This is a genomic window from Nocardioides marmoriginsengisoli (assembly GCF_003725695.1).
GTDB classification, from domain to species: Bacteria; Actinomycetota; Actinomycetes; order Propionibacteriales; family Nocardioidaceae; genus Marmoricola; species Marmoricola marmoriginsengisoli.
The window spans coordinates 623638-649305 of the sequence record NZ_RJSE01000003.1 but is presented as its reverse complement, the minus strand read 5'-3'; the positions used below and the strand labels follow the sequence as shown (position 1 = coordinate 649305).

The following is a 25668-nucleotide window of genomic DNA, read 5'->3' as shown; positions in this document are numbered from 1 at the left end:
ACCTGCGTGGCACGCATTCTCAGCATCCACCCATGGGCGAGGATGGTGCGGCGATGTCCAACCCCACCGATCCCACCGTCCGCCTCCGCCGCGGCACCGGCACCCCGGCGGATGCCGGCCGCTCGCTGGCAGCAGCCGCGGCCCTCGCCGGGCTCGTCGCTGCCGGCGTCACCCTGGTGATCTGCATGTCGCTGGCGCTGACCGGCTGGTTCCTCGCCGACGCGGGCGCCCACGGCGACACCACCGACGCTCTCCGGGCCGGGGCCGACGGCTGGCTGGTCGGCCACGGTTCCCGGCTCGACCTGGCCGGGCTGCGCCTCGGGATGACCCCGCTGGCGCTGACGATGATGCTCCTCCTCGGCACCTTCCGGGCCGGGCGCTGGGCGACCCGGCGGGCGGACGGCACCGCCGACGACCGGACGCTCGCCACCGCGGCGGCCGCCCTGGTCGGCTGCTACGTCGTGATCGCCGTCCTGGTCTGCGTGGTCGCGACCCAGTCCGGCGCGACCCCGGGGCTCGGTCGCACCGTCCTCGGTGCGCTGCTGGTCGGGACCGTCGGCGGCGGGCTCGGGCTCGCGTCCGGGACCGGCCGGCTGGACGACTGGCTGGACCTGGCGCCGCGCTGGGCGCGGGAGCTGGCGGTCGGCGCCGCGGTCTCGGCACTCGCGCTGGTCGCCGCCGGTGCCGCCCTGGTCGCGATCTCGCTGCTGTTCTCGTTCAACGAGGCCTCGTCGATCTACTCCGGGCTCGGCCTCAGCGCCGGCGACGCGCTCACCTTCACCTTCCTGATGCTCCTGATGGCGCCGAACGCCGCCCTGCTGGGCAGCGCCTACCTGCTCGGCCCCGGGTTCGCGTTCGGGACCGGCACCACCGTCACCCCGACGGCGGTCGGCCTCGGCGCCGTACCGGCCTTCCCGATCCTCGCGGCGCTCCCGGACGACGGCCCGCCGCCGGGGTGGCTGGTGGGGGTCCTGGTCGTCCCCGCCGTCTGCGCCGCCGTCGGCACGGTGGTCGCGCGCCGGGACACCGAACCGCTGGCCTACGACCTCGCCGCCCTCCGCGGCGCCGGCACCGGCTTCGCCGCCGGCGTGCTGATCACGATCGCGATCGCGCTCGCCGGCGGCCCCCTCGGCACCGGGCGGCTCAGCGAGATCGGGGCGCCGCTCGCCGAGGTGCTGATGTTCTCCACCGGGATCATGGGGCTCGGCGGTCTCATCGGAGGGATGGGCCAGGCCTGGGCCCAGCGCCGTCGCCACTAGGCTCTGCCCCGTGAACCCCGCTCGTCTCGTCGTCCTCGTCTCCGGTGCCGGCACCAACCTGCAGGCCCTGATCGACGCCAGCGCCGAGGCGTCGTACGGCGCCAAGGTGGTCGCCGTCGGAGCGGACCGGGACGGGATCGAGGGGCTGGCCCGGGCCGAGCGCGCCGGCATCCCGACGTTCGTGCGCCGGGTCGGCGACTTCACCTCGCGCGAGCACTGGGACCTCACCCTGACCGACACGGTGGCCGCGTTCGAGCCCGACCTGGTGGTGCTCGCCGGCTTCATGAAGCTGGTCGGCAGCCCGTTCCTGGAGAAGTTCGCCGGCAAGGTCGTGAACACCCACCCCGCTCTCTGCCCGTCGTTCCCGGGGACGACCGGACCGGCAGACGCGCTGGCGTACGGCGTCAAGGTGACCGGCGCGACCCTGTTCGTCGTGGACGAGGGGGTCGACACCGGCCCGATCGTCGCGCAGACGGTGGTCCCGGTCCACGACGACGACGATGTCGAGTCGCTCCACGACCGGATCAAGCTCGCCGAACGGACGATGCTCGTGGAGAGCGTCGGCCGGATCGCCCGGGAGGGCATTGCGGTCAAGGAGCGCCGCGTTATCTTCGGACGGTAGGAACCTCTAGAATCGACCCCACACGACTGGCGCAGGTGGGCAACCACCGGGGAGTGCCCCTCCGAGGGGACCAGGAGTGCATCGAACGCCTGGGTGCACTCGGCAGCATTCCCGCGACCCCAGGAGTTTCAGCATGAGCGCGCCCACCGGCCAGCCGACGGCACCCCTCGACCAGATCCCGATCAAGCGGGCGCTGGTCTCGGTCTTCGACAAGACCGGTCTCGAGGACCTCGTCCGGGGCCTCGCCGGGGCCGGCGTCGAGCTGGTCTCCACCGGCGGCTCCGCGGCCCTGATCGAGGGCCTCGGCCTGCCGGTCACCAAGGTCGAGGACCTCACCGGCTTCCCGGAGTGCCTCGACGGCCGGGTCAAGACCCTGCACCCGCGGGTGCACGCCGGCATCCTCGCCGACCGCCGGCTGGAGACCCACGTGACCCAGCTCGCCGACCTCGGTGTCGAGCCGTTCGACCTGGTGGTGGTGAACCTGTACCCGTTCGCCGCGACCGTCGCCGCGGGCGGCACCGTCGAGGAGATCATCGAGAAGATCGACATCGGCGGTCCGTCGATGGTCCGCGCGGCGGCGAAGAACCACCCGAGCGTCGCGATCATCACCGACGGCGCCGACTACGGCCGTGCGCTGGAGGCTGCCCGCAACGGCGGCTTCACCTACGAGGAGCGCAAGGCGCTGGCCACCAAGGCGTTCGTGCACACCGCGACGTACGACGTGCACGTCGCCTCCTGGATGGGCTCGGTGCTGACCGACTCCACCGAGGGGACCGGCTTCCCGGCCTGGGTCGGCGGCACCTACACCAAGGACTCCGTCCTCCGGTACGGCGAGAACCCGCACCAGCAGGCGGCGCTCTACCTCAACGGCTTCGGCGCTCCCGGCCTCGCCCAGGCCGAGCAGCTGCACGGCAAGGAGATGTCGTACAACAACTACATCGATACCGACGCCGCCCGCCGTGCCGCGAACGACTTCGCCGAGCCCGCGGTGGCGATCATCAAGCACGCCAACCCGTGCGGGATCGCCGTCGGCGCCGACATCGCCGAGGCGCACCGCCGTGCCCACGAGTGCGACCCGGTCTCCGCGTTCGGCGGCGTGATCGCCTCCAACCGCCCGGTCTCGGTCGCGATGGCCGAGCAGGTCGCCGAGGTCTTCACCGAGGTGATCGTGGCGCCCGGCTACGAGGACGGCGCCGTCGAGATCCTCCAGGGCAAGAAGAACATCCGGATCCTGGTCGCCTCGGCCGGCCCCGGCTCGCCGGTGGAGACCCGGCCGATCTCCGGCGGCCTGCTGATGCAGACCGTCGACCACGTCGACGCCGAGGGCGACGACGTCGCGAACTGGACGCTGGCGACCGGAGAGGCCGCGTCGCCCGAGGTCCTCGCCGACCTGGCGTTCGCCTGGAAGGCCTGCCGCTCGGCCAAGTCCAACGCGATCCTGCTCGCCAAGGACGGCGGCTCGGTCGGCATCGGCATGGGCCAGGTCAACCGGGTCGACTCCTGCAAGCTGGCGGTGGAGCGGGCCAACAGCCTGGTCGACGGGGTCGAGCGGGCCCGCGGCGCGGTCGCCGCGAGCGACGCGTTCTTCCCCTTCGAGGACGGTCCGCAGATCCTGATCGAGGCGGGCGTCACGGCGATCGTGCAGCCCGGCGGGTCGGTCCGCGACGAGCTCACGGTCGAGCTGTGCAGGCAGCACGGCGTGACCATGTACTTCACCGGTACCCGTCACTTCTTCCACTGATCACTGAGAGGATCAGCCCCGTGACCGCACAGAAGCTGGACGGCGCGGCCACCGCCGCCGCCATCAAGGACGAGCTCAAGTCCCGCATCGCCGCGCTGCGCGAGCAGGGCATCGTCCCCGGACTCGGCACCGTCCTGGTCGGCGACGACCCCGGTTCGCGCTGGTACGTCAACGGCAAGCACAAGGACTGCGCCGAGGTCGGGATCGAGTCGATCCGGGTCGACCTCCCGGAGACGGCGAGCCAGGACGAGATCGAGGCCGCGGTCGCCGGTCTCAACGCCGACCCGGCGTGCACCGGCTACATCGTGCAGCTCCCGCTCCCGCGCGGCCGCGACGAGAACCGGGTCCTCGGCCTGATCGACCCGGCCAAGGACGCCGACGGCCTGCACCCGACCAACCTCGGCTGGCTGGTCCTCGGCACCGACGCGCCGCTGCCGTGCACGCCGTACGGCATCGTCGAGCTGCTCCGCCGCCACGACGTGCCGATCGCCGGCGCCGAGGTGGTCATCGTCGGCCGCGGCGTCACCGTGGGCCGCCCGATGGGCCTGCTGCTGACCCGGCGCTCCGAGAACGCCACCGTCACGCTGTGCCACACCGGCACCGTCGACCTGGCCGCGCACGTCCGCAAGGCCGACATCGTGGTCGCCGCGGCTGGGGTCCCCGGCATCATCACCGGCGACATGGTCAAGCCCGGCGCGGCACTCCTCGACGTCGGGGTCTCCCGGGTCGACGGCAAGATCGCCGGCGACCTCGCCGACGACGTCTGGGACGTGGCCGGCTGGGTCTCGCCGAACCCCGGGGGAGTGGGCCCGATGACCCGCGCGATGCTGCTCGCCAACGTCGTCTCGATCGCCGAGAAGAACGCGGCCCGTTGAGCGAGCGCCGACCGTCGACGTTCGGCGGCCTGATCTACCTGGTCGTGGTCGCGACCACGGTGGTCGGGCTCTGCCTGGTCGCGTTCGGTCCGTGGCGGCGCGGGATCGCCCTGGTCGGGGTCGGGTTCCTGTTCGCCTCCGGGATGCGTCTGATCATCAACGAAGGTGAGGCCGGCATGCTTCGGGTCCGAGGCCGCTGGTTCGACGTCGCCGCGCTGGCGACCGTCGGCGTCGCCCTGATCGTGCTGTCGGGCAACATCCCCGACCAGCCGGGGCTGTGACGATGACGCGGACGAAGGTCGGCCTGGTCGGCACCGGCTACTGGGCGCGCCAGGTGCACGCGGCTGCGCTGGCCGTGCACCCGGACCTCGAGTTCGTCGGGATCTGGGGCCGTGACCGGGAGCGGGCGGACGAAGCAGGCGCCCCGCACGGCGTCCCCGGGTACGACGACTTCGACGCGCTGCTCGCCGAGGTCGACGTCCTCGCTTTCGCAGTGCCGCCGTCGGTCCAGTCCGAGCTGGCCGTGCGCGCCGCCGAGGCCGGCAAGCACCTGTTCCTGGAGAAGCCGATCGCCCTCGACCTGGCCTCGGCGGACCGCCTGGTCGCGGCTGTCGACGAGCGCGGACTGAGCACCGTCGTCTTCTTCACCTCGCGCTTCGTGCCGGTGTGGGAGAACTGGCTCGACTCGATCGCAGCGGCGGGCGTCCTCGGCGGCCGCGCCGACTGGCTCTCCAGCCAGACCGGCAAGGACAACCCGTACGTCGGCTCCGCCTGGCGCCGCGAGAACGGCGCCCTCTGGGACGTCGGCCCGCACCAGCTCGCTCAGCTGATCCCGGCGCTCGGCCCGGTGGTCGACATCGCCGGTGCCCGCGGGGTCGGCGACCTGGTGCACCTGATCCTCACCCACGAGGGCGGCGCGACCAGCCGGATGTCCCTGGGGCAGGGGATGCCGAAGTCGGCGGTCCGGTTCGCCGTGGAGTTCTACGGCGAGGACGGCTGGAGCTCGCAGCCGGAGGACCCGCGCGACGTCGGCAAGGCCTACGCCCGGGCGGTGGACGAGCTGCTCGCCAACATCGCCGCGGGCGAGACCGCGCACCGCTGCGGGGTGCACTTCGCCCGCGACGTCGTCGAGGTCATCACCCGGTGCGAAGCGGTCCTCGGTCGCCGCTGAGGGTCCGGCCGAGCGTCCGGGTCAGGAAGCTCACCGCGTGGGTGACCGCGGCGTCGTGCCACGGTTTGCCGGGGAACACGTCGAAGTGGTCGCACGGGTAGTGCCGCACCTCGGCGCCGCCCTTGAACGCGGCCTTCGCGGCGGCGTACGGGGGAGCGCTCCGGTCGAAGTCGGCGATCTGCACCAGGAGCGGGCAGGCAAGGTCCTTGGCAGCCTTGGCCGGTGCCCGGCTGCCGAGCTCCAGGCTCACGTCGGCCGCGATCTCGTTGCGCCAGCTGGGGCCGGCGATGCTCAGGTAGTCCTCGAGCGCGCCGTCCAGGGTGAGGGCGCCGACCTCGCCGGGACGGGCCACGATCGGCATCATCCGCGGGCCGCGTCCGGTGCGCGCCGAGATCCGGCTGGCGATGCCCAGGCCGGTGGCCCGGGCCAGCTCGCGGCCGCTGTGGCTCTTGGTCGCGTGCACCGCCGCGGCGATGCCGTCGACCATCGGCACCAGGGCGACCACCGCCGCGATGTCGTCGCGGCCGGCCGCGGCGGAGAGCACGTGCCCGCCGGCGAGCGAGACGCCCCAGAGGACCACCCGACCCGGGTCGACGCCCGGCAGCGCCTGGGCCGCGGTGATCGCGGCCCGGTAGTCGGCGAGCTGGTCGGCCACCGACACGGTCTGCCGCGGGCTGCCGGCGCTCTCGCCGAAGCCGCGGTAGTCGAAGACCAGGACGTCCAGGCCCGCGGCCGCGAAGCCCTCGGCGAACGGGGCCAGGCCGGAGTCCTTGGTGCCGCCGAGGCCGTGGGCCATCACTACGACCGGGCGGCCCGCCTTCCCGGCGAGGTCGTCGTGGGCGGCGCGGAAGTGCCAGGCCGCGCAGGCGGTGCCGGCGGAGCTGAAGGTCAGGTTCTCGGGGGTCATGGGTTCTCTCCGTAGATGGTGCGCAGCCAGAGGAAGGTCAGCGCCTCGATGTGCTGGTCGCGCGGCGGTCCGGAGCCGAGCGAGTGCCGCTCGACGGCGTAGTCGTTGAGGTCGAGCAGGACCGAGGCGAGGGCGTCCGGCTCGGTCCCGTCGGTGGCCCGCCCGGCGGCGCGCTCGGTGGCGATCATGCCGCCGATCAACCGGGCGAAGTCGGCCCGGCCGGCGTCCCACAGCTGGCGGACCGCGACGCTGGCGGCCCGGGCCTCGAGCAGCGCGCGGTAGGTGTGCGGACTGCTGTCGACCGAGTCGAAGAGCATCGTGATCGCGGTGCGGATCCGGGTCTCCGGGTCGCCCTCGGCCTTCATCAGCAGCTCGTTGGCGTCGGCGGCCGCGTCGTACAGGTCCCGCATCAGGGCGAGCACGGCGACGGCCTTGGACTCGAAGTAGAAGTAGAACGCCGAGCGGGTCACGCCGGCACGCCCGGAGATCTCGGCGACGTTCACCTCCTCGAGGCTCTTCTCGCGGAGCAGCTCGTCGAACGCGGTGAGCAGCGCGTCGCGCCGGGCGTCACCGCGGTTGGCGCCGCGCCGGTCGACCAGCCGGTCCCAGGACTCCTCGGTCATGCCGACGCCTTCGCAGCCCGGGCGCGCTCCCGGCCGGCCGGGATCTCCCGGGCCCGGATGTCCTCCTCGTAGATGAAGTAGTCCACCTGCTGGGTGTGCCGGGGCGTCTTGAGGACGTGGCCGATGTACTTCGCCTCGTCGGCCTTGATCACCCGCTCCATCTCCGGGATCGACGGGAGTGCGTACTCGCCGATCAGGTGCGCCGCGACCAGCCGGGCCTGGGACTCCACGAACGGGAACAGCGTGGGCGTCGACTGGGCGAACCCGACGAACGAGAGATCGTCCATCCCGGGCTGGTAGATCCGCTTGTAGAGCGGCAGCCGGTTGTCGGGCGCGTGCAGGAAGTCGCGGTCGAAGAACGGGAAGGTGATGTTGTAGCCGGTCGCGTAGACGATCACGTCGAAGTCGTCGCTGGTGCCGTCCTCGAAGTGCACGGTGCTGCCGTCGAGCCGGGAGACGTTCGGCTTCGGCGCGATGTCGCCGGAGCCGAGGCGCAGGGGCAGCTCGACCGACTGGGTCGGGTGCGCCTCGAAGAACTTGTGGTTGGGCTCGCGCAGCCCGTAGAGCGCGCTGTTCGAGCCGTTCATCGGCTGCGCCAGCTGCATCACCTTGCGCTGCCAGGAGAGCGGCAGGTACGGCGTGGTCCGGTACATCGTGTCCGAGGGCCGGCCGTAGACGTACTTCGGCACGATCCAGGCGCCCGAGCGGGTGGACAGCGTGACCTGGGTCTGCAGTGACTTGCTGGAGAGCTCGACGGCGATGTCGGCGGCGCTGTTGCCCAGTCCGACCACCAGGATCCGCTGGCCGGAGAAGTCCAGCGGGTCCTTCGGGTCGATGTAGTGGTGGGAGTGGATCGACACCCCGCTGAACTCGCCGGGGAAGTCGGCGAACCGGGGGTCCCAGTGGTGGCCGTTGGCGACGACGAGGTGGTCGAAGGACCGGGTCGCGCCGGCCTGGTCGAGGATCTCCCAGCCGCCGCCCTCGAGCCGGCGCGCGTGCGCGACGCCGTTCTCGAACTCGATGGCGCGCTTGAGGTCGAACGCCTCGGCGTAGGACTCCAGGTAGTCCTTGATCTGGCTGTGGTGCGGGAAGTCCGGGTAGTGCTCGGGCATCGGGAAGTCCCGGAACGAGAGCCGCTCCTTGGAGGTGTCGATGTGCAGCGACCGGTAGGCGCTGCTGTGCCCGTTCGGGTTGCCGAAGGCCCAGTTGCCGCCGATCCGGTCGGAGGACTCGAAGCACGTGTACGGCACGCCGTAGTCGGTGAGCATCTTGCCGACCGTGAGGCCGCTGATGCCGGCGCCGATCACTGCCACTGTCATGGGGACTCCTGGCGGAAATAGTTGCGGTCAAGGGGGTGACGCAGACCACGTTAGGGTCTACGTTTGACACGTGTCAATCACAATCGACAAGTGTCAGGAGCACGCATGAGCCAGGCAGCACCCGTCACCGTGGTCATCGGGGGCGCATCCGGAATCGGCCGGGCGACCGCCGAGGACCTCGCCGCGCACGGGCACACCGTCGTGGTCGCCGACCTCAACCCGCCGGCCGGCGGACCGGGGTCGTTCGTGGCCGTCGACGTCGCCGACGAGGCGAGCGTCGCGGCCCTGTTCGACCAGGTCGTCGCCGAGCACGGCGGCTTCACCGGCGTCGTGAACTGCGCCGGCGTGAGCACGCTCGGTCTGGTCGTCGAGCACGACGCGGCCGAGTTCCGCCGGGTCCTCGACGTCTGCCTGACCGGCGCCTTCCTGGTCCTCAAGCACGCCGGGCAGCGGGTCGCGGACGGCGGCTCGCTGGTCTCGCTCTCCTCGCTGAACGCCCGTCAGCCCGGCACCGGGATGGCGGCGTACTGCTCCGCCAAGGCCGGGCTGGTGATGCTCACCCAGGTGGCGGCCCTCGAGCTGGCCGCCCGCAAGGTCCGGGTCAACGCGGTCTCACCGGGACTGGTGGTCACGCCGCTGACCGAGCCGGCGATGGACATCCCCGGCGTCCGGGACAGCTACCTGGAGAACACGCCGCTCGGCCGCAGCGGCGAGCCGTCGGAGATCGCCGCTGCGCTGCGCTTCCTGCTCGGCCCGGAGTCGACCTGGGTCACCGGGGAGAACCTGGACATCAACGGGGGAGCGCACCTGCAGCGCTACCCCGACCTGCACGGCCTGGTGATGGCGGCGTTCGGATGAGGGCGGTCCGGAAGGTTCCGGCCCCGGGCGCGTACGCCGGCCGCACCGCGATCGTCACCGGCGGGGGCTCCGGGATCGGCGCCGCGCTCGGTTCCGCCCTCGTCTCCGCAGGCGCGACCGTGGTGCTCGCCGACCTCGACGGCGAGGCGGCCGCGACGGTGGCTGCCGGCCTCGGCCCGGGTTCGGCACGCGGCGTCGCGGTCGACGTCACCGACGCCGCCGCCGTCCAGGCGCTGGTCGACGAGGTCGTCGCCGAGCACGGCCGGCTCGACCTGATCTTCAACAACGCCGGGATCAGCCTGATCGGCGAGACCCAGGACCTGACCCTGACCCAGTGGGACCGGATCATCGACATCAACATCCGCGGGGTGGTGCACGGCGTCGCGGCCGCCTACCCGGTGATGATCCGGCAGGGCGGCGGCCACATCGTCAACACCGCCTCGATGGGCGGGCTGATGGCAGCCGGGCTGCTGACGTCGTACGTGATGACCAAGCACGCGGTCGTCGGCCTGTCGCTGGCGCTCCGCTCCGAGGCGGCGGCGTACGGCGTCGGCGTGACCGCGATCTGCCCGGCGGCGGTGAACACCCCGATCCTGGACAAGGGCCAGTTCGGCGCGGTCCGGGGTCGCGACTACTTCCTCAAGGGGCAGGGGATCCGGAAGCCGGTCGACCCGGACGCGCTGGCCGCCCGGACCCTGGCCGCGGTGGCGGGCGGGGAGGCGCTGGTGGTGGAACCGGTGCAGGCCCGGATGGCGTACCGGCTGCAGCGGTGGTTGCCGGCGGTGACGCAGAAGGCGTCGATCCGGTTCATCGCGAAGCAGCGGAAGCTGGCCGCGCGGACTAGGTGAGCTCGGGGTCGTAGGGCTCGCCGACAGCGGAGCTGTCGACCGGCCACACCACCAACCGGTACGCCGCGAAGTTGAGCACGAAGCAGATCGCGATCGACACGAGCTTCGCCACCAGCACCTGATCGATCACGCCGAGCAGCAGGTGGATCGCCACCGGCTGCACCGCCCACATGGTCAACCCGGTGGTCGCCAGGAACGTCGCGGCGTGCCGGACGGTCAGCTTCTCGGCGCGGAAGGTGAAGAGCCCGTTGACGATGAAGCTGAACGTCATCCCGGCGCTGGTGGAGGCCAGGTTCGCGAGCAGGATGCCGAGGCGGTCGTGGAGCAGCACGAACAGGCCGGTGTCGATCGCGGTGTTGATCACGCCGACGCCGCCGAAGCGCAGCGCCGTCGAGGAGAACGCCTTCCGGACCAGGTCGCCGATCAGGACGCACCCCGGGCGACCAGGGAGAGCGAGTACAGCGGCCGGTCCTGGGTCTCGACGTACACCCGGCCCAGGTAGCTGCCGATCACGCCCATCATGATCAGCTGGATGCCGCTGAGCAGGAACATGCCGACCCCGAGGAACGCCCAGCCCGGCACGGAGTCGTCGGGGTTGAAGACCCGGACCCCGAAGACGTACGCCGCCAGCACCACGCTCAGCGCGGAGATCGCGAAGCCGAGCCGGGAGATCATCTTCAGCGGCATCGTCGAGAACCCGATGATGCCGCTGGCGGCGAAGGAGAGCATCTTCCGCAGCGGGTAGCCGGTCTCGCCGGCGTACCGCTCGTCACGGTCGAAGAGCAGCGCCTCCTGCCGGAAGCCGACGTGCGCGACGATGCCGCGCAGGAAGCGGTCCTGCTCGCGGTAGCGGTTCACCTCGGCGACGACGCGGCGGTCCATCAGCCGGAAGTCGCCGACGTTGCGCGGGATGTCGATCGAGGCGAGCCGGTCCAGCACCCAGTAGAACCCGTACGCCGTCGCCCGCTTGAAGGCGCCGTCCTTCCGGCTGCGCCGCTGGGCGTAGACGACGTCGACGCCGTCCTGCCACATCGTGATCATCTCCATGCTGACCGCAGGCGGGTCCTGGAGGTCGGTGTCCATGATGATCACCGCGTCGGCCTCACCGGCGGCGTCCAGGCCCGCGGTCACGGCCACCTGGTGGCCGCAGTTGCGCGAAAGACTGAGCACGGTCACCCGCTGGTCGGTGGCGCGCAGCTCGAGGAGGCCCTCCAGCGAGTTGTCCTTGCTGCCGTCGTTGACGTAGATGAACTCGAAGTCCAGGTCCGGCCGGGTGCTCGTCGCCGCCTGCATCGCCGCGTGGAAGACCGCTAGGTTCTCCTCCTCCTCGTAGACCGGGAGGATGTAGGCGACTGACGTCATGGGAGCTTCCTTCTCGTTGCGTTCAGATCGTGGCGAGGACGACCAGCCCGACCGCGACCAGCACCACCGCGGCGGCGAGGACGGTCTGGACGATCGTCAGCCACCGGCTGATCACCGGCTCGCTGATCGCCGAGCCGTGCTCGGTGTCGCCCTTCATTATCCAGGTGCCCTGGCTGAACCTCGGCTGAGCGCGGCGGGCATCGATCAGGAAGAGCAGCAACGCGGCGGCGATACCGGCCAGCGGCGCGGCGCTGGTCCAGTACCGGGAGCCGGCGATGTGCACGAACGGCTGGGTCAGCAGCGAGCCGATCCCGAGGGTGACCAGCAGGCTGATCACCTGGGCGTCGACGGTGCGCCGGACGACGGTGAGCAGCAGGCCGATCCCGGAGACGGCCAGGAACGCCCACATCACGTTGGTCGCGTACAGGATGAACTTGTGCATCGCCTCCGGCGAGTGGTCCGGCGACCGGACGTCCTTGCTGAACGAGGCCGGCTGGAAGGTGTAGCGCGCGAACCCCATCAGCACGTCGTCGGCGTAGCTGCGCGGGGTGACGTCCTGACGGGCGTAGGCGGACATCTCCTTGAGCACGACCAACTCGTTGGTGTCGGTCGCCCGGGCCACCTCGCGGGCGTAGCGCACCGGGGTGAACCAGATCGTGCTGGTCGGGTCGCACGGCCCGTAGCAGAGCTCGTCGCGGTCCCCGAAGGTGTTCGCCAGCACGGTCGGCACCGAGGTGGTGGTGATGACCCGGCCGCCGAGCGAGTGCGACGCGAACAGCGACCAGGGCGCGAGCAGCAGCAGGAAGACCACCCCGGCCAGGCCGCCGGCGAGGACGGCGCGGACCCGGTCGCGGCCGCGGAGCAGGGTCAGCGAGACGAACAGGACCACGATGCCCATCCCGAGCACCAGGATCGAGGCGCTGGACCGGGCGTAGACCACCGCGATCGAGATCAGCCCCATCCGGACGGCGGCCCACGCGGACGGCGGGTGGCCGACCCGGAGGGTGCGGATCCAGGAGACCAGCTCGGTGATCAGCAGCACGATCAGCAGCCCCGCGACCAGGTCGCCCCAGCCGCCGATCGAGAAGAGCAGCCACATCGGGATCAGGCCGGGCACGACGAGCAGCATCGCGGCGTACAGGTCGCCGAGGACGTGCCGGACCCGGATCACCGTGATCAGCAGCAGCAGGCTGGTGACGACACCGAGGTAGAGCCGGATGGTCACGATCGACGCGTGCGGGTCGACCAGGAACAGCGGCGTGATCAGGATGCCGTTGCCGGGCATGAACCAGCCGTTGCCGACCAGGTTGCGCTTCAGCTCGGCGGTGTCGACCGGCCCGAAGCCGACCAGGTCGCGGACCAGGTTGGAGAGCGCGCGGGCGCTGTCGAAGTAGTACCGCTCGTCGCCGTGCAGCGGCGCGTGCGACATGTACGGGAAGAGCACCACCTTGAGCAGCAGGTGCGCGGCGAAGAGGCCGACCAGCACCTTGGTGGAGGTGGACGCCCCGGCGAGGATCCGGCCCCTCATCGGTCCTGCTCCGCTTCGGCGAACCGCTTGGTGGAGAACCGGTCCAGACATTCGGGCGCGTCGGAGGTGCGGGCGACCTTCGGCAGGATCAGCTCGACGGTGCCGCGGACCAGGTCGTCGTCGCCGAGGCGGGGGATCGGGGTGATGGTCGCGCGGACCTGGCCGACGCCGGGCTTGGCGTAGTCGAGGACGTCACCGCGGGCGCGCGGGGTGAACCCGGCCCGGACCAACGCCTCGGCGAGGTCCCGGCGCGCCTGGTCGGCATCGATCTCGTCGTACTGCAGCACCAGCCGGCGAGTCCGCCCGTCGGCCAGGTCCTCGTCGGTGCGCACCTGGTACGGGAAGTCGATGGTCAGCCCGGTGGGCAGCGGGTAGCAGCCGGTGGTGAGCGCGTCCGGGGGCAGCGGCGGCCGGTAGCGGCCGGACGGCTCGGCCCGTCCGAACTGCGGGCTCAGCACGATCAGGACCGCACCGAGGACGCAGCCCGCGACGACCGTCGCGCGCTTCCGCGAGCCCGCGGGACCATGCCTGTCCAAGTTCAGTACTCCCGCTGGGCAACAAAGTTCGTCGGCAGCATATAGGGGTGCACGGCGGGGTAGGACCCGAGTTGGGCCCACACCGACACCCGGAAATCCTTCCGCGAGCCGGTGTCAACCCCCATACTCGAAATAGAACACGTTTCAGAAAGTAACTTCTTACCCCTTGTGCAGTTATGTGATGCACATCTACTTTCTGTTCGTCCTCACCGGAAGAACTGGCGTCAGGAGTGCTGCTGTGCAAAGCGTTGTGAGGTCCGCCCGGGCCCGTCGGCTACTCGGAATCGGAGTGGTCGTGCTCGCGCTCGCCATCCCGGCTGCCTGCGGTGGCTCCCAGCGGACGCCCGAGGAAGTCAAGGCGGCCAACGACAAGCTGAACGGCTCGATCAACGGCGGGAACTCGAACGGCAACGGAGTCGACCCGGTGACCGGCGATCCGGTCGACCCCGGCACCGACCCGGGCACCAACGATCCGGGCACCACGGACCCGGGCGGCACCGGCAACACCCCCGGTGGCACCGGCAACACCCCCGGTGGCACCGGCAACCCGGGAGGCGGCGGCAACCAGCCGATCGCCCCGGGCGTCAAGGCCGGCTCCTGCGACGGGTTCAAGAACGGTCAGGGCATCTCGGACTCGACGATCAAGATCGGCAACTCGTCCGACATCAGCGGCCCGGTCCCGGGTCTCTTCGAGGCCGCGCAGCAGGCCACGAAGGCGTACGTCAAGTACTTCAACACGACCCAGCCGAACGGCATCTGCGGTCGCAAGCTGGAGCTGACCAACCTGGACTCGCGAACGGACGCCGGTGCCGACCAGGCGTCGTACCAGAAGCTCTGCGAGTCGGTCTTCGCCGCGGTCGGCTCGATGTCGGCCTTCGACTCCGGCGGCGCCCAGACCGCCGAGAACTGCGGCCTCCCGGACATGCGCACCGCGGTCGTGACGGCGACCCGGAACAGCTGCAAGACCTGCTTCGGCGCGCAGCCGACGGGACCGTACGAGTTCTCGAACGCGGTCCCGGACTTCATCGTGAAGAACTACAAGGCCGCCAGCCAGAAGGCCGCCTTCCTCTACCTCAACGCCGGTGCCGCCGCGGAGAACGCCAAGGCCCAGCAGAAGGTCGAGGAGAAGCGCGGGATGAAGTTCCTCTACACCCAGGGGATCGACGTCGCGACCGCCAGCTACGCGCCGTACGTGCAGAAGATGAAGAGCCTGGGTGTCGAGTACGTCCAGTTCATCGGCGCGTACCAGCAGTCGGTGACCCTGGCCAAGGCGATCCAGGCCGGCGGCTTCAAGCCGCAGGTCCGCCTCTACGACCCCTCGGTCTACGACGTGAACTTCCTCAAGACCGGCGGCTCCGCGGTCGAGGGCGTCTTCATGTTCATCAACTTCACCCCGCTCGAGGAGAGCCAGCCCGAGCTGAACCTGTACAAGCAGTGGCTCCAGCAGGTGGCGCCGGGCGCGAACCCGACCTTCTTCGGCGAGTTCGCCTGGTCGGCCGCGAAGCTCTTCGTGCAGAACTCGATCGCCCTCGGCGGCAAGCTGAACCGGTCGACGTTGGCGAAGAGCTTCACGTCGGTGCACAAGTGGACCGGTGGCGGCATGCACGGCCCGATGGACGTGGGCGGCAAGCACTCGCCGTCCTGCGTCCGGTTCCTGCAGGTGAAGGGTGGCAAGTTCGTGCCGCTCGGCTCCACGAAGTACATGTGCAACGGTTCCAGCGTGGGCCGGTGACCGGGTGAACGAGTTCCTCTCCTACACCGTCATCGGGATCTTCACCGGTGCGGCGTACGCGATCGCGGCCAGCGGTCTCGTGCTCACCTACAGCACCACCCGGGTGTTCAACATCGCCCACGGTGCGATCGGGATGTTCTTCACCTTCGTCTACTGGGACTTCTCCCAGCGGCAGGGGTTGCCGGCCTGGCTCTCGCTGGTGCTGGTGCTCGGTATCTGCGCTCCGCTGACCGGCGTGCTGCTGCAGCGGTTCGTCACCCGCGGCCTGGGCACCGCCCCGGTCGGGGTCTCGCTGGTCGTCACGGTGGCGCTCCTGGTCGCGATGATCGGTATCGCCACCCAGATCTGGAAGCCGGAGGCCCGGGCGATCCCGGAGTTCTTCCCGGACAAGCGGTTCGACGTCTGGGGCATCGTCATCACCCCGCAGCACATCATCACGCTGGTGCTGTCGCTGCTGGTCGCCGGCGGGTTGTACGTGCTGCTGGCCCGGACCCGGGTCGGTACGGCGATGCGCGCCAGCGTCGACAACGCCGAGCTGCTCGGTCTGTACGGCGGCCGTGCCGAGGTCGTCTCGGCGCTCGCCTGGGCGGTCGGCACCTCGCTGGCCGCGCTCGGCGGGATCCTGCTCGCCCCCCAGATCGGGATGGACTTCTACCTGCTCACCCTGATCGTGATCTCCGCGTATGCCGCGGCGATGCTCGGCAAGCTGACCAGCCTGCCGATGACCTACGTCGGCGCGATGGCGCTCGGCCTGGCGTCGTCGTACGTCGTCGGGTACCTGGACAAGTTCCCGGGTGCCGAGAACCTCACCGGCCTGCCGCCGGTGGTGCCGACGATCTTCCTGTTCGCGATCCTGGTGCTGCTGCCGCAGGCGCCGCTCCGGATCGGCCAGGTCAAGGGCCTCGTCTCCGCGCCGGTGCCGTCGCCGACCAAGACCGGTGTCTGGGGCATCGGCCTGATCGGCTTCGTGGTCCTGCTGGTCAGCGGGATGGCCGACTCCACCCTGCTCAACGTGGGCACCGCGATCGCCTACGGCATCCTGATGCTCTCGCTGGTCCTGCTCACCGGGTACGGCGGCTTCGTCTCGCTGGCCCAGTTCGCCTTCGCCGGCGTCGGCGCGGTGATCTACAGCCAGGTCGAGCAGCCCAACCTGTTCGGCCTCGCGGTCGCGATCATCGGGACCGGCCTGGTCGGCGCGATCGTGGCGATCCCGGTGCTCCGGCTGACCGGTCTCTACCTCGCGCTCGCCACCCTGGCGTTCGGCCAGCTGATGGACAAGCTGATCTTCACCTCGGCCTGGGCCTTCGAGTTCAACAACCCGCTGAAGGCGGAGCGGCTCTCGGTCCTCGGCTACAAGTTCGAGTCGCTGACCAGCACGGTGATCATGATGGCGGTCTTCTTCGTGCTGGTCGCCTTCGTGATCATCGCGATCCGGCGCGGCCGGCTCGGCCGGATCCTGATCGCGATGCGCGACAGCCAGGCCGCCTGCGGCACCCTCGGGCTGGACATGCGCTGGTTCCGGGTCGGCGTCTTCGCCGGGTCCGCCTCCATCGCCGGCCTGGCCGGGGCGCTGCTGATCAGCATGCGGATGTCGATCACCGCCAACGACTTCCTGTACTTCAACAGCCTGCTCCTGCTGCTGATGGCCGGTGTCTGGGGCCTCACCTCGATCACCGGTGCCGCTCTCGGTGGCGTCTTCATGATGTACCTGCCGGTGGCGCAGGGGGAGAACCCGGACATCGCCGGGCTGCTCTTCGTGCTGCTCGCGGTCGGCGCGATCATCCTCGGCCGCAACCCGAACGGACTGGCGTACTACCTGTTCCAGCTGCCGCGGTGGATCCAGGGCTCGCTCTTCCCCGCGCTCGCGGAGAAGTACCCGGGGATGGCGCTGCGCGCCCAGGAGTACGGCTTCGGCCGCCGCGACGACGATGACTACGACGACGGTGACCACAACGACGGGGACCCGGGCGGGGATCCCGGCGCCGGACCGTTGGCAGAGGAGGTGGACACGCATGCCGTTGCTGCACGTTGACGACGTCGTCGTCCAGTTCGGCGGCGTGACCGCCGTCAACCACGCGAACTTCGAGGTCGAGCAGGGCTCGATCACCGGTCTGATCGGCCCGAACGGCGCCGGCAAGACCACCACGTTCAACGTGGTCACCGGGTTGCAGACGCCGACCTCGGGCCGGGTCGTCTTCGACGACAAGGACATCACCCGGATGCCGGTGCACCGCCGGTCCCGGCGGGGGATCGGCCGGACCTTCCAGCGGCTGGAGGCCTTCGGGTCGCTGACCGTGGCCGAGAACGTCCGGACCGCGTTCGACATCCACGACGGGTTCGCCGGGCTGTTCCGCTCGGTCCAGAACGACGTCGACGACCTGCTCGACCTGGTCGGCATCGCCAACCACGCCGACGACCGGGCCGACTCGATCCCGACCGGCACCGCGCGGTTGCTCGAGCTCGCCCGAGCACTGGCCTGCGACCCGAAGCTGCTGCTCCTCGACGAGCCGTCCTCGGGGCTGGACGAGTCCGAGACCGAGGCCTTCGGGGAGCTGCTCCAGCAGCTCGCGAACGAGGGCCGCACGATCCTGATGGTCGAGCACGACATGGACCTGGTGATGAACGTCTGCGACACCATCCACGTCCTGGACTTCGGCTCGGTCATCGCCGACGGGACGCCCGCCCAGGTGCGCGCCAACCCGGTGGTCCAGAAGGCCTACCTGGGCTACTCGGACGACGGACCGGCGGGGGACGACACGGCCGTGCTGCCGCTGGTGAACGAAGAGGTTGTCCTGTGAGCGTCCCGATTCTCGACATCATCGACCTGCACGCCGCCTACGGCCGCATCGAGGTGCTCCGCGGGGTGAACCTGACCGTGCCCAAGGGCGCGGTGGTGGCGCTGCTCGGTCCGAACGGCGCCGGCAAGTCGACGCTTCTCAAGGTGATCAGCGGTCAGATGCAGCAGACCTCCGGGGACATCCACCTGGCCGGCATCCACGTCACCGGCGCCAAGCCGGACGACCTGGCGCGGCTCGGCCTGACCACGATCCCCGAGGGGCGCAGTGTCTTCCCGAACCTGACGGTCGAGGAGAACCTGCTCCTGATGTCGTACGCCGGCGTCGCGCCGGAGGCGGTCTTCGACACCGCGTACAGCTACTTCCCGCGGCTGCACGAGCGCCGCTTCCAGCTGGCCGGGACGATGTCCGGCGGCGAGCAGCAGATGCTGGCGATGGCGCGCGCGCTCGCCTCCGACCCGGCGCTGCTGCTGCTCGACGAGCTGTCGATGGGCCTGGCGCCGCTGATCGTCGACGAGCTCTACGAAACTGTCGCGAAGATCGCCGAGACCGGTGTCTCGATCCTGGTGGTCGAGCAGTTCGCGCGCACGGCACTGCGGGTCTCCGACTACGCAGCGGTGATGACCGGGGGAACGGTCGTCGCCACGGGAGAGCCTGACGAGATCAACGCGATCATGGCTGATGTGATTCTGGGGGGTGCTGCATGACCTGCGGCGAGTGCACGAACGACCACAAGGGCGAGAAGACGCTCTATGACAAGACCGTCGCGCGGCGGATCGAGACCGCCAGCCGGCGCGCCAAGCGGACCGTCGCGAGCGCTGCCGTCCTCGGCCTGCTCTCGATCGGCGGCGCCGCCTCGGTGATGCCGGCGCAGGCGGCCGACTACAGCGGGTGGAGCACCTACGCCCAGGCGACGCCGCTGCGGATCGAGCTGCGCGAGCCGGCGATCCCGATCCCGTCCGACCCCCAGCTCGAGCTGAACTTCTCCTACACCAAGGTCGGCAGCACCTCGGGCCCGATCGGCAGCGCCCGGGCCTCGGCGCTCTGGCCCGGCGACGCGGTCGGTGAGGGCCTGAAGACCTTCGGCGAGCAGCTCGGTCTTCCGGGCGCGCTGACCGACGGCGGCTACCCGGTGCAGGTCAACGCGATGAGCCCTGGCGACACCGCCGCGGCCACCCAGGAGTTCTTCCCCGGGATGACCGGCAAGGTCACCACGTCCCCGAAGAAGGCCGTAGCCAAGGTCGGCTACGGGACCGCCGGCGATGTCGATCCCGGCGGCGACGGCACCGGCACCAAGCCCAAGACCCCCCTGGAGCTGCTCCAGTCCGGCGACCTCAGCGCGCTCAGCGGTCTGCTCGCGGGTGCGTCGACGGCCGGCCCCGGCGAGACCCCGTCGACCAGCCCGCTCGGCCTGCTCAGCCTGCTGATCAAGGCCGGCGGCATGGAGAGCATCTCCTCGACGACGTACGACGAGGAGGGCGACTCGGTCATCGCCACCGCGACCAGCCGGCTGGGCAGCATCGGCCTGCTCGGCGGCATCGTGAAGCTCGACGGCGTCGAGGTGATCACCACCGTGACCAGCAACCTCGCCAAGGGTGCGGTGATCTCCCGCAAGGTCACGATGGGCGCGCTGTCGATCGCCGGCAACAAGTTCGCGATGACCGGCGACGGCATCGAGGCGATGGGCAAGGTCAACCCGATCCCCGGTCTCCCGGACGCCCCGGCGGCGGCCCTGAAGGCGCTCGGGATCAGCATCGACCTCGGCAAGGCGACCCAGTCCAAGACCGGCCCGGCCGGCTCGGTCACCGCCGAGGCGCTCCGGATCACCATCAAGACGGCGCCGCTGCTCAGCAAGCTCCCGAAGCTGCCGCTCGGCCAGCTGATGGAGAAGTTCCCCGACCTCCCGGGCCAGGCAGGCATCCTCAAGGGCCTGATCATCGCCCTCGGCGACGCCACCCCGCAGCTCGACATCGTCCTCGGCCAGGCCACCTCCCGCGCCGAGACCGTGGCAGGGATCGACCCCGGCCCGACGGTGACCCCGCCGACCACCGGCGGTCCCACCACCGAGACCCCGGGCGGCACCGACGGTGGCCCGGGCATCGACAGCGGTCCGATGCCCGGCGAGCTGCCCCCGGTCCAGGCCGGTGGGGAGCAGCCGTCGGTCACCACGCCGGTCGTTCCCCGGAACGCCACGTCCGGGCTGCCGCCGCTGGACAAGCTGCCGACCTGGCTCGTCCTCCTCGGTCTCGCGATCGGGGGAGGCCTCGGTTGGTACATCTTCCGCTCCGGTTCCCTGCTCTTCGGGGGCGCCGTCACCTGTGCCCACGGCCTCCGGGCCGGCATCCCCGACCTCAGAAAGGTATGAGATGACCACGATCCAAGCCCAGCAGGCTCCGGCCCACACGATGCCGAGGGCATCGAGCAGGGACGGGGTGGCCCCGCTCCGGGGCAACCCGGCCCAGCTGCTGCACCTCGTCCTCTTCGTCGCGGGGGCGGTGCTGCTGCCGACCGGTCTGATCGTGATCGGCCTCGGCTGGTACGGCGCCGCGCACACGCTGTACCAGTACGACCAGATCCCGTACCTGATCTCCGGCGGCGTCCTCGGTCTGGGCATCACCTTCGTCGGCGGCTTCCTGTACTTCGGCTCCTGGCTCGCCCGGATCGCCGCGGACCAGAAGGACGCGCAGCGCCAGCTCTCCGAGACGCTGCTGCTGCTGGCGGACGCGGTCGCCCAGAATTCAGCCCAGAATGGGGCGGCGCCGGTCGAGACCGCTGTCGCAGCGCCCTACGCGGCTCCGGCCGAGACCGTTGCCGCACCGGCCGCCCGGCCGGCAGCGACGCCGGCCCGTGCCCGGGACGCGGGTTCGGTGCTGGTGACCGCCGGGCGCGGCAAGACCATGCACCGCGCCGACTGCGACCTGATCGCAGGTCGCGAGGACCTGCAGCCGGTGGGAGCCAACGCCGACGGCCTGGTCCCGTGCAGGCTCTGCCAGTCCTGAGGCACCGATGACGACGGTCAGCGCCGCGCCCGATCTCGGGCCGGCGCGCGGAGCCGCCGGCACCCGACGGTCCGCCCCTCGCCGTACCCAGGTGGAGCGGCGGGCGGAGAGCGAGCGCCGGCTACTGCGGGCTGCCGCGGAGCTGCTCGTCGAGCGCGGCATCGAGGGCACCTCGCTGGCCGAGATCGGCCGCCGGGCGGGCTACAGCCACGGCCTGGTGCACCAGCGGTTCGGCTCCAAGGACGCGATGATCGCTCGGCTGACCGACGAGGCGGCCCGGCTCTTCACCACCACCATGGTCGAGCGGATCGGCAACGCCACCGGCGCCCTGGCGGTGCGGGTCCTCGCCGAGACCTACCTGAGCCTGGTCCAGGGTCCGGACCCGGTGGCCCGGGTGCACCTGCTGGTCTGGAGCGAGGCGATCGCCAACGGTTCCGGTGAGCACCGGACCCGGCCGAGCTGGGACCGGGTGTTCCGCTCCTCGCTGGCGACGATGATCAAGGACGGGATCGCGCGCGGGTCGGTCCGTGCGGACGTCGACCCGGTCCCGGCCGCGGTGGTCATCGTCGGGCTGCTCCGCGGGGTCGCGCTGCAGCAGATCCTGGACCCGGCAGCGGGCTCGATCGCCGGTGCGCGGACGGTGGCGCTCGACCACCTGGACCGGATGCTCCGGCCGACCGTCCTCAACCCGCGTCCGGACGCACCCGTAGGTCGCTGAGCACCAGCTCCCGGATCAGCGACTGGGCGGAGTCGAGGTCGATGCCGCCGTCGACGAGTAGCTGCATGGCGGTGCCGCGCAGCGCGCCGACGATGGTCAGCGCGGTGTCCGCGACCGGCACGTCGGCGCGGATCGAGCCCTCGGCGACCCCGTCCTCGATGAGTCCGGAGACGAAGTCCCGGAACTGGCGGTCCCACTCGAGCTGGGCGTTGCGCCGCGAGGCGCTGTGCGCGACCGCCTCGCTCCACAGCACCACGTGCACCCGGCCGATCGGGTCCGGCCCGTCGACCAGGTCGAGGTAGAGCGCGCAGAGCTCGAGCACCGCGTCCAGCCCGGTCCGGGCGCCGATCCGGGTCCGAGCCGCGTGCGCGTAGTACCGGGTGGCCTCCTCGATGATCCGGTCGACCAGCTCGTCCTTGGACCCGAAGCGGTGGTTGACCAGTGCGTGGCTCGCGCCTGCCCGGCGGCCGATGTCGGCCAGCGAGGTCCGGGCCAGACCCTGCTCGACGATCAGCTCGACCGAGGCGGTCAGCAGCCGCTGCTCGCTCTCGGCGCGCCGCTCCGCCTGGGTACGGCGCGCGTCGGGGCGCCGGGCGGGTTCCTGGGGCGTGGCCACCCGCTGACGCTATCGGCAAACCCTTGGAGTTCGCCCGGATCAGGCGTACAAAGGAAGGAGGCGCCGGATCTTTCCGACACCCTCATCGAGGATGGTGTTTGCCGATGCTCGGGATATTCATTGCAGTGGGATTCGTGACCGCCGCGTTCGTGGCGGCCCTGGTGGTGGCGGCGTTCGCCGACCGGCGTCGATCGACCGAGGTCGACTCGGACCCGTCCCGGTTCGCCCCGGCTCCGGTCAACCCGAGGCTGCCCTGGTCGGCGTAGCTCCTCACGCCAGGTAGGCGCGGATCAGGTGGTTGACGGCCGCGGGCTGCTCCAGCTGCAGGAAGTGGCCGGCCTCCGGCACCAGCACGACCTGGCTGCCGGGCGGCAGGTGCGGCTCGGCCAGGGCGGCCAGCCGCGGGTCCAGGCAGCCGTCCCGGTCGCCGTGCAGGGAGAGGATCGGCTGCAGCGGGAGCCGCATCTCGGCACCCTTCCAGCGCCGGTACGCCGGCGGCGGACCGAACGGGCTGAGCAGCGCCCGGTAGTAGCCGATGATCGTGCGCCGGTTCTCCGGACCGGCCATCGCCGCGAGCACCGCGGGCAGGTCCTCGGCGGCGTCATACCCGGGGGACCAGTCCCGCCAGAGCTTGCGGACCAGCCGGGCGTAGGCCCGCTCGGGCAGCCAGGGGAGCCGGTTGAACAGGATGTACCAGCTGCTGCGCAGCTGCCGGGGGAGGCTGCGGGCGACGTTCGGCGACCGCAGCGCGGCGAACGGCGGCACCGAGAGCGTCACCACCTTCGCGAACGGGCAGTCCTCGTGGGCGGCCAGGGCGTTGGCCGTGATCGCGCCCCAGTCGTGGCCGACCAGGACCGCGTCCGGTCCGCCGCCCAGGGCGGCGTGCAGGCCGAGGACGTCCGAGATCAGTGCCGCCACGTCGCCGCGACCGTCCGCCGGCACGTCGGAGGGGGCGTACCCGCGCAGGTACGGCGCCACCACCCGCCAGCCGTCCGCGGCCAGGTCGGGCCCCAGGTGACGCCAGGTGCGGGCCGTGTCCGGGAACCCGTGCAGCAGCAGGGCCAGCGGCCCGTCGGCCGGTCCCCAGGTCAGCGCGCTCAGCGATACCTGGGGCAGGTCGATCCGGATCTCGTCCATGCCCGACATCCTGGCGTACTCGGCCGACCGCGCACGGCCTAGGGTTGCCTCATGACTTCCGGTCCGGGTGCCACCGCGTCCACGCCTCGCCGCGTGGTCGTGGTCCCGACCTACAACGAGGCGCCGAACGTGCTCCGCGCGATCGACGCGGTGCTGGCCGCCGCGCCCGAGTGCCACGTCCTGGTCGTCGACGACAACAGCCCGGACGGCACCGGCCCGCTGGTGGCGGCGCACCCCGACTTCGGCAACCGGGTGCACCTGCTCGGGCGCCCCGGCCGCGGCGGTCTCGGCGCGGCGTACCGGGCCGGCTTCGCCTGGGCCTTCGACCACGGCTACGAGCAGATCGCCCAGATGGACGCCGACCTCTCGCACCCGCCCGACCGGTTGCCGGCGCTCTTCGCCGCGCTGGACGACGCCGACGTGGCGGTCGGCTCGCGCTACGTCCGCGGCGGCGGGGTGAAGCGCTGGGGCTGGCACCGGCAGTTGATCTCGCGCGGCGGCAACCTGTACGTACGGCTGCTGCTCGGCACCCCGGTGCGCGACACCACGGCCGGGTTCAAGGCCTTCCGGGCCGAGGCGCTGCGGACCATCGACGTGCTGGCGTCCGAGTCCAACGGGTACTCCTTCCAGATCGAGAACACCTGGAACGCGACCCGGCGCGGCCTGCGGATCACCGAGGTCCCGATCACCTTCACCGACCGCACGGCCGGGGCGTCCAAGATGTCCGGATCGATCGCCCGGGAGGCTCTCGGGCTGGTGCTGCGCTGGCGGATCGCGGAGATCCGGGGCCGCGAACCCCGGGCGCGTCGCCGTACGGCGGCCTGAAAGCACGGAAATTCCCTCGCCCACAAGGCGAAACTGCCGAATTCCTGGTTGCCGTCCCGGTACGTTCTGAGGACGGATCGACGTGAGGGGGACCTTCGATGAGCACGAATTCGCACGCGCAGGCACTGCGGTTGGTCGCGCCGCTCGAGGCCGCTCCGTTCGACGTCGTCGAGGTCGGCCCCCGCCGGGTGCCGCGGACCGAGTTCGGTGGCGGGTCGGTGCGCTCCTCGATCCTGGCCCGGGCGATGTCCAGCACGGTGAAGCCGTTCATCTCGCTGTGGGCCCGGGTGCCGCTCGCGCCCTGGCCGTACTTCGTCGTCGACTACGCGGGCCTCGCCCTGCGCACCGTCCCCGGGACCACCTACGAGCGGATGGAGTTGCCGCACTGCAAGGCCGAGGTGCTCCGGACGCCGTCCGCCGAGGACCGGGTGATCGTCTACCTGCACGGCGGCGCGTTCGTCGTCGGCGGCCGGTTCCTGCACCGCCAGCTGATGTCCCGGATCGCCGAGGAGACCCGGGCCAGCGTGATCGCGGTGGAGTACCGCCAGCTGCCGAAGCACCCGGTGAGCGCCTCGGTCGCGGACGCGCTGGACGCCTACCGCTACGTGCTCGACTCGGGCGTGCCGGCCTCGCAGGTGATCATCATGGGCGACTCGGCCGGCGGGTACCTGACCTTCCAGACGGCGCTGGCCGCCGCCGAGGCCGGGCTGCCGATGCCGGCCGGGCTGGTCGCGATGTCGCCGCTGATCGACTTCGACGGCACCGCCAAGGTCAACGCCGAGTCCGCGGAGACCTGCGCACTCTTCCCGAGCAACTGCTTCGACGGTCTCGCCGAGGTGGTGCTCCGGGCGTCCCGCCGGGCCGGCGAGGCGCACGCGCTCCCGGACCCGCCCAGCCGCGCCGCGCTGCACGGCCTGCCGCGGTCGCTGATCCAGGCGAGCTCCGCGGAGATGGTCTTCCCGGACGCCGAGGCGATGACCGAGGCGCTGCTCGCCGCCGGCGTCGACGTCGAGCTCCAGGTCTGGGACCACCAGGTCCACGTCTTCCAAGCCGCCGCCGGCCTGGTACCCGAAGGCGCCCAAGCCCTTGAGGAGCTAGCAGCCTTCGTCGAGGACGCAGTCCCCGACAAGCTGCGCGCCCTCAAGCAACGCTGAGTGGGCCGTTCCGGACTGTTGAGTTGCGCCTTCTGGTCGGCCG

General features: G+C 71.2%; 27 protein-coding genes. 18 read left to right on the top strand and 9 right to left on the bottom strand.

Going from position 1 to position 25668, the window contains the following annotated elements:
- Nucleotides 1-32: 32 nt before the first annotated feature.
- The 6 genes from EFK50_RS05120 (at nt 33) to EFK50_RS05095 (ending at nt 5668) form a co-directional block, all read left to right on the top strand.
- Nucleotides 33-1259 carry a cell division protein PerM gene (locus tag EFK50_RS05120; protein WP_148046059.1) on the top strand — a complete coding sequence of 409 codons (1227 nt, stop codon included), beginning with the start codon at nt 33-35 and terminating at the stop codon, nt 1257-1259.
- A 10-nt stretch (nt 1260-1269) separates the two neighbouring features.
- Entirely contained in the window at nt 1270-1881 is a 612-nt protein-coding gene (purN, locus tag EFK50_RS05115) for a phosphoribosylglycinamide formyltransferase (RefSeq protein ID WP_123226443.1), read from the top strand.
- Between the two features lie 133 nt (nt 1882-2014).
- Nucleotides 2015-3622: a bifunctional phosphoribosylaminoimidazolecarboxamide formyltransferase/IMP cyclohydrolase gene (gene purH, locus EFK50_RS05110; protein ID WP_123226442.1), complete on the top strand. Its 1608-nt coding sequence runs from the start codon at nt 2015-2017 to the stop codon at nt 3620-3622.
- A gap of 20 nt (nt 3623-3642) precedes the next feature.
- Nucleotides 3643-4497, top strand: coding sequence for a bifunctional methylenetetrahydrofolate dehydrogenase/methenyltetrahydrofolate cyclohydrolase (locus tag EFK50_RS05105; protein WP_123226441.1), 855 nt, complete (start codon nt 3643-3645; stop codon nt 4495-4497).
- Entirely contained in the window at nt 4494-4778 is a 285-nt protein-coding gene (locus EFK50_RS22080) for a DUF3017 domain-containing protein (RefSeq protein WP_183407688.1), read from the top strand. Before EFK50_RS05105 ends, EFK50_RS22080 begins: the two co-directional genes overlap by 4 nt.
- Nucleotides 4779-4780: 2 nt before the next feature.
- The gene (locus EFK50_RS05095) at nt 4781-5668 is read left to right on the top strand and encodes a Gfo/Idh/MocA family protein (RefSeq protein WP_123226627.1); all 888 of its coding nucleotides are present in this window, start codon (nt 4781-4783) and stop codon (nt 5666-5668) included.
- Here EFK50_RS05095 and EFK50_RS05090 read toward each other — a convergent pair.
- From EFK50_RS05090 to EFK50_RS05080, 3 genes are read right to left on the bottom strand one after another with little or no spacing between them, the layout of a single operon-like run.
- The gene (locus EFK50_RS05090) at nt 5634-6575 is read right to left on the bottom strand and encodes an alpha/beta hydrolase (RefSeq protein WP_123226440.1); all 942 of its coding nucleotides are present in this window, start codon (nt 6573-6575) and stop codon (nt 5634-5636) included. The two genes, EFK50_RS05095 and EFK50_RS05090, sit on opposite strands and share 35 nt — an antisense overlap.
- Nucleotides 6572-7198: a TetR/AcrR family transcriptional regulator gene (locus tag EFK50_RS05085; protein ID WP_123226439.1), complete on the bottom strand. Its 627-nt coding sequence runs from the start codon at nt 7196-7198 to the stop codon at nt 6572-6574. The genes EFK50_RS05090 and EFK50_RS05085 overlap by 4 nt, the downstream gene beginning before the upstream one ends.
- On the bottom strand, nt 7195-8517 hold the full coding sequence (locus tag EFK50_RS05080; RefSeq protein WP_123226438.1) for a flavin-containing monooxygenase: 1323 nt from the start codon (nt 8515-8517) through the stop codon (nt 7195-7197). Before EFK50_RS05080 ends, EFK50_RS05085 begins: the two co-directional genes overlap by 4 nt.
- Nucleotides 8518-8622: 105 nt before the next feature.
- On the opposite strand from EFK50_RS05080, the gene EFK50_RS05075 reads away from it, so the two are divergent.
- Nucleotides 8623-9375 (top strand): SDR family NAD(P)-dependent oxidoreductase, encoded by a 753-nt coding sequence (locus EFK50_RS05075; protein WP_123226437.1) that lies wholly within the window; start codon nt 8623-8625, stop codon nt 9373-9375.
- Nucleotides 9372-10223 carry an SDR family oxidoreductase gene (locus EFK50_RS05070; RefSeq protein ID WP_123226436.1) on the top strand — a complete coding sequence of 284 codons (852 nt, stop codon included), beginning with the start codon at nt 9372-9374 and terminating at the stop codon, nt 10221-10223. The genes EFK50_RS05075 and EFK50_RS05070 overlap by 4 nt, the downstream gene beginning before the upstream one ends.
- Here EFK50_RS05070 and EFK50_RS05065 read toward each other — a convergent pair.
- Genes EFK50_RS05065 through EFK50_RS05050 form a run of 4 tightly spaced genes read right to left on the bottom strand, consistent with a single transcriptional unit; the run spans nt 10216 to nt 13649 of the window.
- Nucleotides 10216-10608 carry a GtrA family protein gene (locus EFK50_RS05065; protein ID WP_281273989.1) on the bottom strand — a complete coding sequence of 131 codons (393 nt, stop codon included), beginning with the start codon at nt 10606-10608 and terminating at the stop codon, nt 10216-10218. The genes EFK50_RS05070 and EFK50_RS05065 overlap by 8 nt on opposite strands.
- Before the next feature lie 38 nt (nt 10609-10646).
- Nucleotides 10647-11585 (bottom strand): glycosyltransferase family 2 protein, encoded by a 939-nt coding sequence (locus EFK50_RS05060; RefSeq protein ID WP_123226434.1) that lies wholly within the window; start codon nt 11583-11585, stop codon nt 10647-10649.
- A gap of 22 nt (nt 11586-11607) precedes the next feature.
- Complete coding sequence (locus EFK50_RS05055; protein WP_123226433.1) at nt 11608-13113, bottom strand: hypothetical protein; 1506 nt, start codon at nt 13111-13113, stop codon at nt 11608-11610.
- Nucleotides 13110-13649 carry a hypothetical protein gene (locus EFK50_RS05050; protein WP_123226432.1) on the bottom strand — a complete coding sequence of 180 codons (540 nt, stop codon included), beginning with the start codon at nt 13647-13649 and terminating at the stop codon, nt 13110-13112. Before EFK50_RS05050 ends, EFK50_RS05055 begins: the two co-directional genes overlap by 4 nt.
- Before the next feature lie 295 nt (nt 13650-13944).
- Here EFK50_RS05050 and EFK50_RS05045 point away from each other — a divergent pair, with 295 nt between their 5' ends.
- The 7 genes from EFK50_RS05045 to EFK50_RS05015 are packed head-to-tail and all read left to right on the top strand — an operon-like array spanning nt 13945 to nt 21893.
- Nucleotides 13945-15381, top strand: coding sequence for an ABC transporter substrate-binding protein (locus EFK50_RS05045; protein WP_148046057.1), 1437 nt, complete (start codon nt 13945-13947; stop codon nt 15379-15381).
- Between the two features lie 4 nt (nt 15382-15385).
- Nucleotides 15386-17413 (top strand): ABC transporter permease, encoded by a 2028-nt coding sequence (locus tag EFK50_RS05040; protein ID WP_123226430.1) that lies wholly within the window; start codon nt 15386-15388, stop codon nt 17411-17413.
- Nucleotides 17394-18179, top strand: a complete 786-nt coding sequence (locus tag EFK50_RS05035) for an ABC transporter ATP-binding protein (RefSeq protein ID WP_123226429.1) — start codon at nt 17394-17396, stop codon at nt 18177-18179. Before EFK50_RS05040 ends, EFK50_RS05035 begins: the two co-directional genes overlap by 20 nt.
- A complete protein-coding gene (locus EFK50_RS05030) occupies nt 18176-18883 on the top strand; it encodes an ABC transporter ATP-binding protein (RefSeq protein ID WP_123226428.1) in 708 nt (235 codons plus the stop codon). The genes EFK50_RS05035 and EFK50_RS05030 overlap by 4 nt, the downstream gene beginning before the upstream one ends.
- Nucleotides 18880-20541: a choice-of-anchor P family protein gene (locus EFK50_RS05025; protein ID WP_123226427.1), complete on the top strand. Its 1662-nt coding sequence runs from the start codon at nt 18880-18882 to the stop codon at nt 20539-20541. Before EFK50_RS05030 ends, EFK50_RS05025 begins: the two co-directional genes overlap by 4 nt.
- A 1-nt stretch (nt 20542) precedes the next feature.
- Nucleotides 20543-21175 carry a hypothetical protein gene (locus tag EFK50_RS05020; RefSeq protein ID WP_123226426.1) on the top strand — a complete coding sequence of 211 codons (633 nt, stop codon included), beginning with the start codon at nt 20543-20545 and terminating at the stop codon, nt 21173-21175.
- A gap of 7 nt (nt 21176-21182) precedes the next feature.
- On the top strand, nt 21183-21893 hold the full coding sequence (locus EFK50_RS05015; RefSeq protein ID WP_123226425.1) for a TetR/AcrR family transcriptional regulator: 711 nt from the start codon (nt 21183-21185) through the stop codon (nt 21891-21893).
- Here the strand turns inward: EFK50_RS05015 and EFK50_RS05010 are convergent.
- The gene (locus EFK50_RS05010) at nt 21859-22509 is read right to left on the bottom strand and encodes a TetR/AcrR family transcriptional regulator (RefSeq protein ID WP_123226424.1); all 651 of its coding nucleotides are present in this window, start codon (nt 22507-22509) and stop codon (nt 21859-21861) included. The two genes, EFK50_RS05015 and EFK50_RS05010, sit on opposite strands and share 35 nt — an antisense overlap.
- 125 nt (nt 22510-22634) lie before the next feature.
- Between EFK50_RS05010 and EFK50_RS22075 the strand changes: the two genes are divergently transcribed.
- Entirely contained in the window at nt 22635-22775 is a 141-nt protein-coding gene (locus EFK50_RS22075; protein WP_183407686.1) for a hypothetical protein, read from the top strand.
- Between the two features lie 4 nt (nt 22776-22779).
- On the opposite strand, the gene EFK50_RS05005 is transcribed toward EFK50_RS22075, so the two are convergent.
- On the bottom strand, nt 22780-23646 hold the full coding sequence (locus EFK50_RS05005) for an alpha/beta fold hydrolase (protein ID WP_123226423.1): 867 nt from the start codon (nt 23644-23646) through the stop codon (nt 22780-22782).
- 51 nt (nt 23647-23697) lie between these two features.
- Between EFK50_RS05005 and EFK50_RS05000 the strand changes: the two genes are divergently transcribed.
- The gene (locus tag EFK50_RS05000; RefSeq protein WP_123226422.1) at nt 23698-24471 is read left to right on the top strand and encodes a polyprenol monophosphomannose synthase; all 774 of its coding nucleotides are present in this window, start codon (nt 23698-23700) and stop codon (nt 24469-24471) included.
- Nucleotides 24472-24569: 98 nt separating this feature from the next.
- Complete coding sequence (locus tag EFK50_RS04995) at nt 24570-25625, top strand: alpha/beta hydrolase (protein ID WP_123226421.1); 1056 nt, start codon at nt 24570-24572, stop codon at nt 25623-25625.
- Nucleotides 25626-25668: the final 43 nt, after the last annotated feature.